Origin of the sequence: Sphingobium sp. CFD-2, assembly GCF_024611135.1 — a bacterium.
Taxonomy (GTDB): Bacteria; Pseudomonadota; Alphaproteobacteria; order Sphingomonadales; family Sphingomonadaceae; genus Sphingobium; species Sphingobium fuliginis.
The window spans coordinates 1,563,989-1,579,607 of sequence record NZ_CP084405.1 but is presented as its reverse complement, the minus strand read 5'-3'; the positions used below and the strand labels follow the sequence as shown (position 1 = coordinate 1,579,607).

Sequence of the window (15,619 nt, the reverse complement as noted above, 5' to 3'; positions counted from 1 at the left end):
AGGAAGGGGGCGGGAGATTATCCCGCCCCCTTCATTTTCAGACAGGCGTGGCGCGCTGGTCGTAGAGCCGCGCATGTTCATGATCCTGACGCGCATCCAGCAGGCGGGCCTGTTCCCGCCATTCCTCCCGGGAAATCACGCCGCTTCGCAGGCCGAGGCGCGTTTCAAGCGCTGCCTCCTGCTCGCTGCTGATCGCCGCGATCTGATCGTAGCGATGATAGCCCGCCTGATTGAGCGCGATCTCGTCCTGAGGGGTGATGCCCCGGATGCGGCTGAAATCATCCCGCTCATGCGCGCTTCCGGCGGTCCCAAGGGTGGCGGAGCGTGGAGGAACCGACTGAAGTTCCAGTTCGGCAATCCGCTCCTGCGCCGCCGTCAGGCGGGCGTCGCGGTCCTTGACCGCCTGGGCGTGGGCAAGCTGCTCATCACGCCAGTAGCGCTTATATTTGCCGCGTCCGCTCATGATGAGGCCCAGAAGCAGCCCGATCAGCAGCGCGATCACCAGCAGCGCAATTTCGTTGGGAGTGAAGGTCATCTCAGCATCCTTTCCTGCCTCTCGAACGACCGGAGCGGGACAAGGTTGCGGTACGGCGCCTTCGATCAGGCAGTCCGCCAAAAAAGTGTAAAAAGGGCTTGCCCAAATGTCTGGCCGCTTCTATCTGCGCCACTCCAACGCACCCGTAGCTCAGCTGGATAGAGCATCAGACTACGAATCTGAGGGTCGGACGTTCGAATCGTTCCGGGTGCGCCATTTCCCCAAATTCCGTTTTCCCTTGCTCGCACGGGCGTGAAGCCGCTTGTCTTCAGGCTCGGTCGCACGGCATCTTTTAAATTCAAGATTGTCCAGTTTAGGGGTTGCCAGACTGCCCGCCCCCTTCTATCTGCCCCTCCACAACGCACCCGTAGCTCAGCTGGATAGAGCATCAGACTACGAATCTGAGGGTCGGACGTTCGAATCGTTCCGGGTGCGCCATTCCCTTCACATTCCTGCGAAACCCGTTTCAAGGAACGCAGCGGTCCGGTGCGGGCCTGTCCAGGTCCACGACGGTGATGATCGTGGAGACGGTGGCGCTGGCGGACACGCTGCATGTTCTGGCGCGGTCGAAGGTTCCGGCGGGCCATTCCTCCGGATATTCGGCATTGAACGCCGGCTTGCCCGCCGTAACATAGGGCGCGCTGTCGGCACAGAAATCGCCCAGCACGCATCCTTCGAACAATATGGCGTCGAACAGCGGCACCAGCGCCGCGGACGAACCGCTGGCGTTCTTCTGCACCGGTTTCAGTCCATAGCCGCGCGCCCGGGCGGACAGGGCGGTCACATAGGCGATCATGTCCTGTTCGGTTAGGTTGAACCCCGTCGTCGCGGCTCCATCCTCGAACGCATCCATCACGTCGAATTCGACATAGTCGAAACCCTTGTCCCGGCACATGCGCAGCCGGTCGTCCATGATCTGGATGAATTCGGGGTAGCGGCGAATGTCGATATAACGTTCGCCCGCAAAGCCGGGATAGCTGTTGCCCAATAGTCCGGATATGGCCGAGAGGCTGGCATAGTCGGGCCGGTTGCTCTCCGCCGATCCGACATCGAGATAGCAGATCGTCCTGGTTCCACGGGATTTGGCCAGCGCCACATAGGATGCGGCCGTGTCGAACCCGTCGACGTCGAGATAGGCAACGGCAGGCGGCGCCGGGGGCAGGCCCTGACTCTGCAATATCCAGTCCCAACTGGAAAGCGTCGCGGGCGCCGGAGTGGGCGTGGGCGTGGGGGAAGGGCTGGGGGAGGGTGATGGTGTCGGGACCGGGGTCGGCGTGGGTGCGGGGGTTGGCGAACCTTCATCTCCGCCTCCACATGCAGCCAGCATCAGCGTTGCGACGGCAAGAAGGCCGATCGACGATAGTTTTTCGCACGCCCCAAGCACAATCCCAGTCCCTTCTCGCGGAACATCGATCCCGATCTGATGAACGGCCTCCGGCGGGACAGGTGGTCGAAGCGGAAGCGGTATAAAGTAAAATAAAGAAGGTAGGGATATGGCTATGGATATAAACCGTCAGCTATACTTAACGAAGTAACGTCGTTAATTGTCGTCATATTTGCCGTTATTTTGGATTTTTCCGGAGATTCTGTTCATTGAAGTTGACATTGGAACATGCCTAACCGCAAATTAACCATGGGTAAAAACTTCAAAAACCGAGTCGCCCCAGATAGATGCGCGGTGTGACTGTAGCCTTGGGCGGAATCCCGGTCATGGGAACTGCTACGGGCATGAGAAGATGACTTCTATACCCTGATACAGCCTCATCGACATGGATAATGGCTGGGCATGACCCGGAACGGCATCCTTTGTCTTGGGTATCGGGCAAAAGCGTTGTGCTTCATTACCCGATGTGCAGGCGTGGCTGGTTTTTACTTGGAAAAACCAAAAGATATTCGGTCGCAAACTTATGAAATGATTTCGGCATCCATAAGTTTGGGGGTTTGTCATGACCTATGGCCACAGCGTCACCATCGACGGCTCTCTGAATGACTGGCTCGCAACCGACCGGATCGACGACAACAGCGCCCCCGGCTATCAGGTTTATGCGACCCTGGACAATGACGCCTTCGTCTTCGCCCTGACGGCCCCGGTCGCCATAGGCGCGGACACCACCGTCTGGCTGAACACGGACGGCAGGACCGCCACGGGCTATCAGATTTTCGGCTTTGCCGGCGGCGCCGAATATAATGTGAACTTCGCGGCGGACGGCACGGTGAACCTCTACACTGGCGCAGCGGGGGAGACGCTGGTGCTGTCCGGGCTGCAGGCGGCCTGGTCGGCTGACCGGACCACGGTCGAATTCCGCCTCCCCACTTCGGCGGTGGGCAATCCGGCGGCGATGTACACCTATTACGACATCAACAACCTGTCGAACAGCTTCATGCCGTCCAATTATCTGTCGGCGCCGTTCACGGTCTTCAACCAGACGACCGCAACGCAGGCGCCTGACATGCGGATCGGCATCGTCTTCTCCCAGACGACAGCCGACGCCTATTTCAGCCCCACCGCCTATTCGCAGCTATTCATGTCGGTTCAGGCGCAGGCGATCCAGGCCGGCATCCCCTTCGACATATTGACGGAAGCGGACCTGACCGACCTTGCCAAGCTGTCCCATTACGATGCGCTGGTGTTCCCGTCCTTCCGCAACGTGCCCGTCGACAAGGTGGAGGCGATTTCCCACACGCTGGAAATGGCGAGCAAACAACTGGGCATCGGCCTGGTCACGGCGGGCGAGTTCATGACGAACCAGCCCCATGTGCAGGGCGGCACGATCGGCGGCGATCCGCTGCCCGGCGATCCCTATGCGCAGATGAAGCTGCTGTTCGACGCAACCCGCGTCACCGGAGGCACCGGCAATGTGGTGGTGAATGCGACCGACGCGACAGGCCTCGTCCTCGACCATTATGCCAATGGCCAGCAGGTGAACAGCTACACCGGCGTCGGCTGGAACGCCTTTACCAGCGTCAGCGGCACGGGCCACCAGATCGCGACCGAGACCATCGATGGCGGCTCCGTCTATTCGGCCGCGCTCGCGACGCAGACCGGGGCGGCGCGCAACATTCTGTTCTCCAGCGAAGGCATCATGGCCGATGCCAATATGCTGCAGCAGGCGATCTCCTATGCGACGAACGGCACCGGCCTGTCGGTCGGCCTGCACCTGTCGCGAGATTCCGGCATCGTCGCGGCCCGCGTCGACATGGACCAGAGCCAGGAACTGGAAGACGTCAATCCCGCGGGCAGCACGCCCGGCATCTACGACAAGCTGTTGCCCATCCTGACGCAGTGGAAGGCGGATTATAATTTCGTCGGCAGCTTTTATCTGAACGTCGGCGACGGCACGAACGGCACCGGTACCGACTGGGCGGTGTCCCTGCCTTATTACAAGGCGCTGCTGGACCTTGGCAATGAGATCGGCACGCACAGCCTGACGCATCCGGAAAACACCAACCTGCTCAGCGCGCAGCAGATCCAGACCGAATTCCAGAACAGCATCACGATCCTCAACCAGCAGATCGGCGCCTATCTGAACCAGCCGTTCCAGATCACGGGCGCGGCCGTGCCCGGCGCGCCGGAACTGCTGCCGACCTCGCAGGAGATCATGAAATATGTGTCGGACTATCTGACCGGCGGCTATGCGGCGCAGGGGGCGGGCTATCCCAATGCCTTCGGCTATCTGACGCCGGACAATCAGAACCAGATCTATTTCGCGCCCAACACCTCCTTCGACTACACACTCATCGAATTTCAGAAGAAGACCGTGGCGGAGGCGACAGCCGCCTGGATCGGGGAGTTCGACAAGCTGGTCGCCAATGCGCAGACGCCGGTGATCGTCTGGCCCTGGCATGATTATGGCGCTGCGGATTTCCTGTCGGGCAGCCCGACGGTGGACAGTCCCTATGATATTTCGATGTTCGCGAGCTGGTTGCAGCATGCGGTGGCGGCGAACATGGAGTTCGTCACCCTGGACGATCTGGCCGCGCGCATGACGGCGGTCAGGAATGCGACGATCACGACCACGGTGGCGGGCAACAGCATCACCGCCAGCGTCGGCGGCGCCAATGTCGGCAATCTGTCGCTGGACGTCGACCGCCAAGGCGCTCTGGTCATCCAGAATGTGACCGGCTGGTACGCCTATGACAGCGACAGCGTCTTCCTTCCCCAGAGCGGCGGAACCTTCAGGATCAATCTGGGAGCAGCGGCGGACGATGTGACGCACATCACCGACCTGCCGATGCGGGCCGTGCTGCTGAGCGTCGCCGGCGACGGTCACAATCTTGCCTTTTCCGTTCAGGGGGAGGGGAAGGTCGTCATCGACATCGCCAATCCGGGCACGGACGGGATCGTCGTCACCGGAGCCTTGGGCTATAGCCGGGTCGGGGAGATCGTGACGGTCGATCTGGGCGGCTATGGCCTGCACAATGTCACGCTGGAATATAAGAATCCGCCGGTGATCGTCTCCGGTGGCGGCGGTCCGACAGCGGCGCTTTCCATGGCGGAGAACGGCACCGCGGTGACGACCGTTGTCGCGACCGACGCGGATGTCGGAACGGTGATCGGCTATTCCATCTCCGGCGGAGCGGACGCCGCGAAATTCAAGATCGACAGCGCGACGGGCGCTTTGGCTTTCCTCACCGCGCCGAATTTCGAAGCGGCTACCGATGCCGGGACGAACAATGTCTATGACGTCGTGGTGCGTGCGTCCGACGGCACGCTGTACGATGATCAGGCGATCGCGGTCACGATCACCAATGTGAACGAGGCGCCGGTCATAACCTCCAACGGCGGTGGCGCGTCCGCGGCTATTTCCGTCGCCGAAAACACAACCGCCGTGACCAGCGTGACCGCGACCGATCCCGATGCGGCTACGGTTCTCGCCTATTCGATCGTCGGCGGACCCGATCGCGCGCTTTTCTCGATCGATGCATCGACCGGCGCGCTCGCCTTCCTCAGCCCGCCCAATTACGACCTGCCCGGCGATGCGAACGCGAACAATGTCTATAGCCTGACGGTAAGGGTGTCCGACGGCGCGCTGTTCGACGATCAGGCCATCAACGTCACCGTCACCAATGTGAACGAGCATGCGCCGGTGATCACTTCCGGCGGCGGCGGCGATACGGCTGCCGTTTCCGTCTCCACCGGCACGCGGCCGGTGATGAAGGTGACGGCGGTCGATCCGGATGCCAACACGACGCTGGCCTATTCCATTGCGGGCGGCGTGGATGCGAGCAAATTCACGATCAACGCTTCGACAGGGCAGCTCAACTTCGTCAACACGCCCAATTATCTGCTGCCGACGGACACCGGCAAGGACAATGTCTATGACGTCATCGTCCGCGCGTCCGACGGAACATTCTATGACGACCAGGCCATCGCCGTCACCGTCACCATCCTCAACGCCGCGCCGATCATCATCTCGAATGGCGGAGGCGCGTCCGCAACCATCCGAATGGCCGAAAACGGCACGGCCGTGACGAAGGTCGTGGCGACGGACGTCAATCTGGGCCAGACAATCACCTATTCGCTGGGGTCAGCCGTTGACGGCGCACTCTTTTCCATCGATCCCCAGACCGGCGTCCTGACCTTCAAGAGCGCTCCGGATTTCGAGGCGCCCGCAGATTCCAACCTGGACAACCGCTATCAGGTGCAGGTGCTGGCCACGGATAGCCTGGGCGCGCAGGATTCCCAGAACCTGACGGTCGTCGTCAACAATGTCTCCGGCCTGTCGCTGACGGCGGCAAGCGGTGGATCGACGCTCATCGGTCAGGGGGAGGAAGACACGCTGAGGGGCGCCGGCGGCAACGACACGCTGATCGGCAATGGCGGGTCCGACACGCTGAACGGCGCGGGCGGCAACGACATTATCGATGGCGGGGCAGGCGCCGACCGCATCACGGGAGGGGCGGGCGCGGACATATTGACCGGCGGCGCCGATGCCGACCTGTTCATCTATAACGCCACAGGCAACAGCACGCCTGCGATCATGGATCGGATCATGGATTTCCAGCAGGGGATCGACCGGATCGACCTGTCCGCAATCGATGCCATGCCGGCGCTGTCGGGAAACCAGGCCTTCAGCTTCATCGGCAATGCGGCCTTTTCAGGGCCGGGCCAGCTTCATGTCTATTCCAACGGTACGGACAGCTTTGTCGAGGCGAATGTCGACAATAATCCGGCGACGGTGGATTTCGCGATCAGGCTGATCGGGGTGCACAACCTGACCGCGAGTGACTTCCTGCTTTAGCGACGGGGCCGGGGGAATGGCTGGCATCGGCTTCAGACTGGACCGGATAGCCCGGGAGGACGGCTTGGGCGGGATCGCCAATGCCGCCTTCCACGGGGCCGTTGTCAGTTCCGGCCCGTGGCTGATGACCGCGCTCGCGGTCTTCCTGCTACAGGGCTGGACGCGGTCCACCATGGTTGCGGCCGATCATGCGATCATCCAGACCAGCCTGGTCTATGCCTTCGGCGTTTCAACGGTGATCACCGCGCCATTGGCGATGATCGCGACCCGCATGGCGTCGGATCGCTTCTACCTGGGGGAACGCGACGCGATCCCCGCCATCCTGCTGGCGGCGCTGGTCTGGGCGACGCTGGCGTCGCTGATCGCGGGGGGCCTGCTGTTCGGCCTTGCCGGCGGGATGCGGCCGGACCTGTTCCTGCTGGCCACCGCGATCCTGACGCTGTTCTCGCAAATCTGGATCGCCAGTCCCTTCCTGCACGCGACATGGCGGCACCGGCCGATATTCCTGGCCTATCTTTGCGGGATCGCGATGGTGGCCCTGTGCCTGGCGCTGGTCCGGCCGACCGCGCCCGCCGCTGTCCTTGCGGCGATCGCGGCGGGTCTGATCGTGACGCTGGCGCTGCTGATCGCCGCGATTCGGGATGATTTTCCCAACAGTCCCGAATGGCGGCCGGGCTGGATCGGCAGGACGCCCGGCGTCCTGGCGCTGGGCGCGGCGGGGTTGACCAACGCGCTGGCGATCTGGATCGACAAATGGCTGCTCTGGTGGGCGCCGGGCAGCGTCCAGGCCGTTGGCGCCCTGCGGGTCAATCCGGTCAACGATCAGGCCAGCTTCCTCGGCCTGCTCACGATGATTCCCGGCCTGACGCTGATCCTCGTCACGACGGAGACGCGGTTCGACCGGGCCTTTGCGGCGCTGATGAGCCATTGCATGGGCACGGCCAACCGGCGCCGGATCGAAAAGGCGCGGCAGAAGGTCGGCATGACGATCCGGCTGGACCTGCGCCTGTTGATGGTCGAGCAGGCGATCCTGGCCGGCTTCTGCTGGGTTCTCGCGCCGGAGATCATCCGCCTGCTCGACATGAACGCGCGCGGCATATTCGGCTTTCGGCTGACCGCGGTGGGCGTCGTCTTTCACCTCGTCGCGATCCAGATGAGCATCATCCTGTCCTATTATGACCTTGCCGGCCGGATCGTGGCGGTCTGGGGCAGCTTCCTGCTGGCGAGCGCGGCGGGCACGCTGCTGTTTCGCGACAGCGGCTTCGCGGGCTTCGGCTTCGGCTATCTGGCGGGTGCGGTGACGGCAGCCTCGCTCGCCGTCGCGCTGGTGGCGGAGGCGACGGGCAAGCTCACCTATCTGCTCTTCGTCGGCAATAATCCGGCGGTGGCGGGCAATAGCGGCCTGTGGGCGAGATTCTGGCCATGAGCGTTCTTCCCTTCCGCCGCCGCGATCTGCTGGCGCTGTCCCTCATGGTGTTCGGCCTTTCGGCCCGCGCCCTGCCCGAAATCGGCGGGGCCAACGCCTGGGGGGTGGATTATGGCGAAGCGACCGATCCCGCCATCGCCCGCCGCTTCGGCCTTCTGGTGCTGGAGCCCGACTTCGCCCGCCCGCTTGCCCCGCTGCGTGGCCCCGGCAGCCGCCTGCTGGGCTATATCAGCCTGGGGGAGGTCCATGACGGTCGTCCCTTCGCCGCAGAACTGGAAAAGGCGGGCGCGCTGCGGCAGGCCAATCCGAACTGGCCGCAGGCGCGGCTTGTCGACCTGCGCGATCCGGCCTGGACCGCCTTTGTGGTCGATCGCCTGATCCCCGCCATATTGCGCAAGGGCTATGACGGCATCTTCATGGACACGCTCGACAATGCGGAGGCATTGGAGCGGCAGGATGCCGACCGCAACAAGGGCATGGTGGCCGGCGCCGCGCGGCTGGTGCAGGCCATTCGCACGCGCTTCCCGGACATGGCGATCATGATGAACCGGGGCTATGCCCTGCTGCCGCAGGTTGCGGGTCAGATCGACCTCGTGCTGGCGGAAGCCATGGCGTCGCGCTGGAACTTCGCGGAGGGGCGCTATGAGATGACCTCCGCCGACGACTGGCAATGGCAGGCGGACCATCTTTTCGCAGCCCGGCGGATCAATCCCCGTCTGGGGCTTGCCACGCTCGACTATTGGGACCCGCGCGACAAGGCCACCATCGCCAGCCTCTATGCGCGGGAGCGCGCCGCCGGATTCCAGCCCTATGTGTCCACCCTGGCCCTCGACCGGCTCATACCGGAGCCCCTGTCATGAAGATCGAAGCGCTGCGCCACCCGAACATGGCGGTCATCGGACCGATCGCGGGAGGTGGGCTGCTGCTCGCCGCTGCGGTGCTGCTGATGCCCAGCCACTGGCAGATTGCCGATGCGATCCGGCGAGCGACATTCGCGCCGCCGCCGGTCGCCATCCCCTTGCCTCCACCCGATGCGGCCATGCTGATGCAGCGCTTCGCGCAAGGGAAAAGGCTTTCTCCTCCGGACCTTCAACGGTTGTTGAACGCTTCCGTGACGACGGCCGACGCGAAGGTTCTGGGGCAGCTTGCGGATGCGCTGGCGGGGAAGGGCGCGCCGGTTCCGAGCGCAAGGCTGACCTATGACATCATGGCGGGCGGCCGTCCGGAGGTCGCGCTTGCCTTTCTGGAGGGCCGTCCGGACCACGCCGCCCCCGCCCATTGGCGCCTCCGCTTCGACCTGCGTCGCAAGGCCAGAGACGCGCAGGGTGCCGCCGACATGGTTCGGGCGGCGGCCATGAATCCCGGAACGGCTCCGGCCAAGGATCTGGTCGAGGCCAGCTATGCGCTCTGCCAGCCCGATCTGCTGATCCTGGCGGCGGAGCATGGCGCCATAGCGCCGCTCGACCCGGCACAGTCGCTCGATCTGGCGTCCTGGGCGAGTGGGGCGGGGCGCTATGACCTCATTGCTCGGATCGACCGGTCCGGGACGCCGGGCTGGCGCGACCGGAACCCCTGGCTTGCCATGACGCTGGCGCAGCGGTCCGGCGACATCCGTTCGGCGCTTCGCTATGCCGCAATGCTGCTGACGGGGCGCGATGCTGCGCGGGAAAGCATCATCATGGGCTCCGGAAACAGGGATGCAATACGGCAATGGCTGCTGGGTCGGGCGGCCGAGACAGGCGCCGACCGCCCCGCCATCGCGCAACGCCTGCTGGAGAAGGGTTTCCGGTCGGACGCCATCGCGCTGCTTCGGCAGCAATCGACGGCCAAAAGCGATGACCCATCCGACGCGCGCATGCTGTACCTCATGGGGCCGCGCCCTGTCGCGCAGGACCTTGCCTGGTTGAAGGCGCGGGCATTGGCCGATCCGAAATGGGCGCAGGCCTATGTCGAGCGCGCAAGGCCTGCGGACGCGCTGGCGTTTCTGGAAGCGACTGACGCCGCCGACAGCAGCGACATGCTGGTCCAGCGCATCGCACTGGCCAATGCGGCGCGCGACAGGGCGGCGGCGGCGCGGGCGCTCGACCGGCTGCTCGACGGCCGCACCCTTTCCGCCCAGCAGTTGAAGGCGGCAGCCGGCGCGCAGGTTCCGCCCGATAGAGCGGCCTATTATGATCTGGCGCTTGCGAACGCCCGCGTCGCCAACAGCGCCGCTGAGCCGTCGGATCGCCTTCGCCTTGCCTGGGACGGCTGGAACAGGGGGGATGCGCGGGCGACCGCCGACCAGTTGAATTTCTATCTTCGCGAACGTCCCGACGACCGGGCAGCGCTGAGCCTGATGGCCGATGCGCAGACGAAGCTGAAGGGCGAAGCCGGGGCCCGCCCCTGGATCGAAAGATCGCTGGCGCTCACCCCGCCGCTTTCGGTGGAGCGGGCGGAACTGCTGACCCGGCTGGGCCGGACGTCGGAGGCGACGGCCATGGTCGAAGCACTGCGCCGGGCCACTCCGGCAGACCGCAAGCTCGACATCATGCTGGCCCGCTTGCTTATCGCTTCGGGTGATCCGGGACGCGCGCGCAAGGTGTTGCGGCCATGACGCCACTGGCCGCCGCCTTGCTGCTGATGGGGCCGCCGCCGCTCATGGTCGCGGCATTGCCGCCCGACACGGATGTGACGGCATCGGAAGTCAGGACTGTGGACCTGCAATGGAGCGGGGACGTGCATCTCGAACTGGAAGACAGCGGCTATGAGCTGGTCGTCCGGTTCGACCGGCCGATTGCCGATGCCGTCCTCAAGGACTTCGCCGCCGACGCCGGGGCGGACCTGGCGGATTTGCGCTGGAATGACGAGAGTCTGGTTCTGCGCGCCGCCGAGGGGCGGAAGCTGGAGGCGGTGGCGGACAAGCATGGGCTGCACGTGCGTTTCCTGCCCGATGGGGAGCCAGCGCCTGTCTCCCCCATCGCAGGCGAACCGCAAACGTCGCATCTCGACGTCGAACTCGCCATCGCCCGGGCGCAAGCCGATGCCGCCGCCGGTTATCCCGACCTGGCGCGGCGGCGGCTTGCTCCGCTGGCGGCGGCATATCCCGGCGACAAGCGAATCCAGCGCCTGCTGGGCGACATGGAGGTTGCGGAGGGCGCGCTGGCCCTTGGCGCGGCCCGTTATCGCAATCTCGCCGCGGACGATCCCTTCGCCCGGCAGACATTGGCCGAATCGGGCGGCAATGTCGCCGGGGCCGTGACGGCGCGCGGCGGCAAGGTCTTCTGGCAGGCGGAGGCAGGCCTCAATGCGCTGGTGCCGTTCAACAACCGCCTCTCGCTCGGCGCTGGCGTCCGCTGGTTCCGCTCCGAAGCGGACACCGTCCATGGCGCCAACGGCATTCTTGCCAACCGCACGTCCCGCTCCGCCATCGGGGACCTGTTCGCGACCGTCAATCTCGGCGCGGTTTCCCGCATCGAGTTTCAGGGCAGTGCCCAGTTGGACGAAAAGGTGGCGGGCGCCGGCCTTCGGCTGTTCACCGGTCCTCCCGAAAGGCAGGGAAGGCTGGTCCTCGCCTACCGCCTGCCGGATCTCGCCACGCCGGAACAATCGACCTTCGGCGGTCATATCAGCCGCGTGGGGATCGGGGGGACGATCCGCCTGACGCCGGAACTGGCGGTGCAGGCGGATGGCGGCTGGAATGGCTATGGATTGACCGGCACCGGCGTCCGGACGCGCAGCATCACCGTGGCGGGCGGCCTCGATTATCTGCTCCGCCGCGGATCGCCATCGCTGGCGGTCAGCTACCGGCTGGATGCGGAATATGTCGGCCGCAGGGCGCTGCGGCCCAATGGCCTTGCCTATATCCCTCTCAGCGACAGGGAAAATCACAGCTTCCAACTGCTGTCCGGCATGTCCTGGACAGGTTGGCAGCTCAGCGGCGCGGCAGGCTGGACCTTCGACCGCAAGGGCAAGACCGACGGTCCCACCGCGAACGTCAGCGCGACCGGGCGGCTGAGCGAGGGCTGGCGCCTTCAGGCGAGCGGCGGGATCAGTTCGATCAGCCGGCCCGGCATTTCGGGACGCCAACTCTATCTGCGCGTGGCGCTCACTCGCTTTCTTGGGAGGCATTGATGCTGAAGAAGCGGCCCATCCTGCTGCAATGCGCGGAAATGCTGATCCTGTTCGCCACGCTGATGGCGATCGACCAGGGATTGATGAGCGGCAATGCCTTTTCCGACATCAACCCCAATCCCTATTGGCTGCCGGTGCTGGTCATGGCGACGACCTATGGCACCGGATCGGGGCTAGCCGCCGCCGCGATCGCCTCCGCCATCTGGTTCCGCTGGTCGAACCCATGGTCGGGCGCGACGGATCATATCGAACAGCAGCTGCGCCTCTCCATCCAGCCCATGCTGTGGATGGTGACGGCCCTGGTGACGGGCGAGGTGACCGCGAGCCGCAGGAACCGCATTGCCGATCAGGAACGGCAGCATCAGGCGATGGACCGCAACTGGAAGAAGCTGGCGGAAATCATCGCCCGTCTTACCGACACCAACCGCAAGCTGCAGGTCCGGATCGCCATCGGGCAGCGCACGATCGTACAGGCCATGGCTGCCGGCCTCGACCTTTCCAAACCCGATCCGGAAAGCCAGGCCGACGCGGTCGCCCGCCTGATCGCGCTCGCCGCGCAGACGGAGGATTTCACCTTCTACGATGTGCGCGGCGCCCAGGTGACGGCGCGCTTCGGCGGCAAGGCGGCCCAGGGGCAGGCCCCGGACCTTTCGCGCTCGCCGATGGCGCAGGCGATGCTGGCGACGCCCAGGCCGTTGCGGGCCGATCGTGCCGCCGACCGGCCGCTGCTGTCGGAATGGGGTCTTCTGGCCGTGCCGGTCGCGGGGGCGGAGGAAGGATTGGCGGCCATCATTCTCGTCCACAGCGCCGCCGGGATCAGGATCACGGAGGCCTATGTGGCGCAACTGCTACAGGTTGCAGACCTGCTCGGCAAATGCCCGGCGCTGTTCGGGCGTGAACAGGCCTTTGCGCCGAAATGGCTGGTCCCGGAAGGAAAAGTGGCTTGATCGCCCTGCTCATCCTGTTTTCGGCTGCCGATCTGTTCCTGCTGTTCACCGGTTTGGCGGTGGGAGAGGGGAGCATCCTCTGGTTCGCGCCCATCCATCTGGCGCTCTCCTGCGCCGCGCTGCTGATCATGATGAAAGGGCTGGATGGGCTGGGCGTGCGCCAGCGTTTCGCCCTGCCGATCGGTGCCGCCATTGGGCCTGCCGGTATGCTGGCCTGCCTGATTCTGGCCCCGCTGGTCCGGCCGTCGAGACGGAAAAGGCAGATTGCCTATCGGGACGTCCGAACGAGTAAGCGGCGGGACGTCAACGACCTGTCGCCGGTAGAGCGGCTGGGCCGGATACTCGACGATCGTGTGCGTTATCCCGAAAGCGACGAGATCGGTTCACTGGCCACCATGCTCCGCTACGGAAATCTGCAGGCCCGCTATCGGGCCCTGGAAACCGCCGTGATCTCTTTCGAGCCGCGATTGTCCCCCCTCATCGTCATGGCCCTGTCGGACGAGGACCAGACCATCCGGGCGCTCGCCGCCGCTGCGGCCGCGCAGGTCAGCTATAATCTGGCGCAGCAACGCAGCGAATTGCAGGCGAGGATCGCCCCCGCCCAGCATCTGGACGATCGCTATGCCCTTGCCATGCTGCTGGCCGATCATGGCTGCTTCAACCAGTTGCTGCCGCAGGGGCAGAGGCTTCGGCTCTGTCAGGACGCGAACAGGAAGCTGGATGAGATTGCCGGCTTGCTGAAGAGCGGTGACATAAGGCGTCGGTCATTGCAGGCGGCGCGCGCCCGGATAAGGCGCGCGCTGGAACGGCATCTGGCAGGCAAAGCCCGGCCCACGCGTAGGGGGGACGTGGAGCCGGCGTCATGATGTCCGAGGGGCAGGACAGCGACATATGCCTGATCGTCGAAGGCGCTTATCCATTTGTGGTCGGGGGCGTTTCCAGCTGGTTGCAGGACCTGATCCTCAGCATGCCCGACCTGCGATTTTCGCTCGTCGCCATCAAGGCGGGCAATGGCGCGCAGCCCTGGCGCATGGCGCCGCCGCCCAATGTCGTCGAAGTGGTGGAAATCCCGCTGCTGATCGAACCCTGCCTGCCGCGCCGCTATCCGGCGTCGCAGATGAAGCGGATCGGCCGCCTGCTGCTCGCCTTCCTGTCGACGGGCGGCAAGGATGAACTGATCCGTCTGCGGCAGGCGCTGGAAGGATTGAAGCCGTGCCCCGGCGCGGGCGATCTCCTCTCCAATCCGGAGATATTCGACCTCTTCACCCATTATTACGACACGGCTTTCCGCTCGGCCTCCTTCCATCATTTCTTCTGGGCGATGCGGGTGCTGCTGGGCGGGCTGCTCAAGATGCTGCTCGCGCCCTTGCCGAAAGCGCGTGTCTATCACACCATATCCACCGGCTTTGCGGGCCTGCTGGCTGCACGGGCCGCTTATGAGACCGGCCATCCCGCCTTCATCACCGAACATGGAATCTACATGCTGGAACGGCAGATAGAGATCATGATGGCCGACTGGATCGGGGACCAGATCGAAACCGGGCTGACGCTCGACCGGGAAGGGCATGATCTGCGCGACCTGTGGCTGGCGGTCTTCCAGACCTATACCCGCGCCTGTTACGACGCCTGCGACCCGATCATCGCGCTGTACGGAGCCAACAACCAGACGCAGCGCCGCCTGGGCGCCCGGCAGGAACGGCTGCGAGTCATTCCCAACGGCATCGACGCGGAGCGCTTCGCGTCGATGGAGCGCGCCTGCGATCCCGCCCGGCCGCTGGTGACGCTGATCGGCCGGGTCGTGCCGATCAAGGACGTCAAGACCTTCATCAGGGCGGCGGCGCTGGTCCTGACGGACATGCCTGAAGTCCGCTTCGCCATATTGGGGCCGCTCGATGAGGATGCTGACTATGCCGCGGATTGCGAGGCGCTGGTCGCTGAATTGGGCATCGGCAATGCGGTGCAATTTGCCGGGCGGGTCAATGTCGCGGAATGGCTGCCCCGGATCGACCTGATCGTCCTCACCAGCCTGTCGGAAGCCCAGCCGCTCGTCATATTGGAAGGGGGCGCGTGCGGGGTGCCGGTGGTCGCGCCCGATGTCGGCAGTTGCCGGGAAATGATCGAGGGGCGGGCGCCTGGGATCGACCGGCCGGGCGGCATCGTCACCGAACTGGTCAACCCGGAGGGCACGGCGGCGGCGATCCTGCACCTGCTGCGCTCGCCTTCCTTGCGCCGGGCGATGGGCGAAGCGCTGCGCGAGCGGGTCGTGCGGGATTATGACCGTAGCGCCATCATCGCCGAATATCGGCACATCTACGAGGCGCTGGGCGCGCGGGTCCGCTTTTCCGAACTGCAATGA

At 64.7% G+C, this 15,619-nt stretch carries 10 protein-coding genes and 2 tRNA genes; 10 read left to right on the top strand and 2 right to left on the bottom strand.

Annotation, left to right across the window (positions count from 1 at the left end; all coding sequences use genetic code 11):
* Window positions 1-37 precede the first annotated feature (37 nt).
* A complete protein-coding gene (locus LDB29_RS07565) occupies window positions 38-535 on the bottom strand; it encodes a hypothetical protein (protein ID WP_257556769.1) in 498 nt (165 codons plus the stop codon).
* Window positions 536-674: 139 nt separating this feature from the next.
* Here LDB29_RS07565 and LDB29_RS07560 point away from each other — a divergent pair.
* Window positions 675-751 (top strand) — tRNA-Arg (locus LDB29_RS07560).
* A 145-nt stretch (window positions 752-896) separates the two neighbouring features.
* Window positions 897-973: transfer RNA gene (locus LDB29_RS07555), tRNA-Arg, on the top strand.
* A 28-nt stretch (window positions 974-1,001) separates the two neighbouring features.
* Here the strand turns inward: LDB29_RS07555 and LDB29_RS07550 are convergent.
* A complete protein-coding gene (locus LDB29_RS07550; protein ID WP_255308852.1) occupies window positions 1,002-1,919 on the bottom strand; it encodes an endo alpha-1,4 polygalactosaminidase in 918 nt (305 codons plus the stop codon).
* A 562-nt stretch (window positions 1,920-2,481) separates the two neighbouring features.
* Here LDB29_RS07550 and LDB29_RS07545 point away from each other — a divergent pair.
* From LDB29_RS07545 to pelF, 8 genes are read left to right on the top strand one after another with little or no spacing between them, the layout of a single operon-like run.
* Complete coding sequence (locus LDB29_RS07545) at window positions 2,482-6,777, top strand: cadherin domain-containing protein (RefSeq protein ID WP_025550061.1); 4,296 nt, start codon at window positions 2,482-2,484, stop codon at window positions 6,775-6,777.
* A 16-nt stretch (window positions 6,778-6,793) separates the two neighbouring features.
* Window positions 6,794-8,203, top strand: a complete 1,410-nt coding sequence (pelG, locus tag LDB29_RS07540) for an exopolysaccharide Pel transporter PelG (protein WP_025550062.1) — start codon at window positions 6,794-6,796, stop codon at window positions 8,201-8,203.
* Complete coding sequence (locus LDB29_RS07535) at window positions 8,200-9,063, top strand: endo alpha-1,4 polygalactosaminidase (RefSeq protein WP_025550063.1); 864 nt, start codon at window positions 8,200-8,202, stop codon at window positions 9,061-9,063. The genes pelG and LDB29_RS07535 overlap by 4 nt, the downstream gene beginning before the upstream one ends.
* Complete coding sequence (locus LDB29_RS07530; protein ID WP_025550064.1) at window positions 9,060-10,799, top strand: hypothetical protein; 1,740 nt, start codon at window positions 9,060-9,062, stop codon at window positions 10,797-10,799. The genes LDB29_RS07535 and LDB29_RS07530 overlap by 4 nt, the downstream gene beginning before the upstream one ends.
* Entirely contained in the window at window positions 10,796-12,316 is a 1,521-nt protein-coding gene (locus tag LDB29_RS07525; protein ID WP_193666792.1) for a hypothetical protein, read from the top strand. The genes LDB29_RS07530 and LDB29_RS07525 overlap by 4 nt, the downstream gene beginning before the upstream one ends.
* Window positions 12,316-13,263, top strand: a complete 948-nt coding sequence (locus tag LDB29_RS07520) for a hypothetical protein (RefSeq protein ID WP_025550065.1) — start codon at window positions 12,316-12,318, stop codon at window positions 13,261-13,263. Before LDB29_RS07525 ends, LDB29_RS07520 begins: the two co-directional genes overlap by 1 nt.
* Window positions 13,260-14,129 carry a hypothetical protein gene (locus LDB29_RS07515; protein ID WP_025550066.1) on the top strand — a complete coding sequence of 290 codons (870 nt, stop codon included), beginning with the start codon at window positions 13,260-13,262 and terminating at the stop codon, window positions 14,127-14,129. The genes LDB29_RS07520 and LDB29_RS07515 overlap by 4 nt, the downstream gene beginning before the upstream one ends.
* Window positions 14,126-15,619 (top strand): GT4 family glycosyltransferase PelF, encoded by a 1,494-nt coding sequence (pelF, locus tag LDB29_RS07510; RefSeq protein WP_025550067.1) that lies wholly within the window; start codon window positions 14,126-14,128, stop codon window positions 15,617-15,619. Before LDB29_RS07515 ends, pelF begins: the two co-directional genes overlap by 4 nt.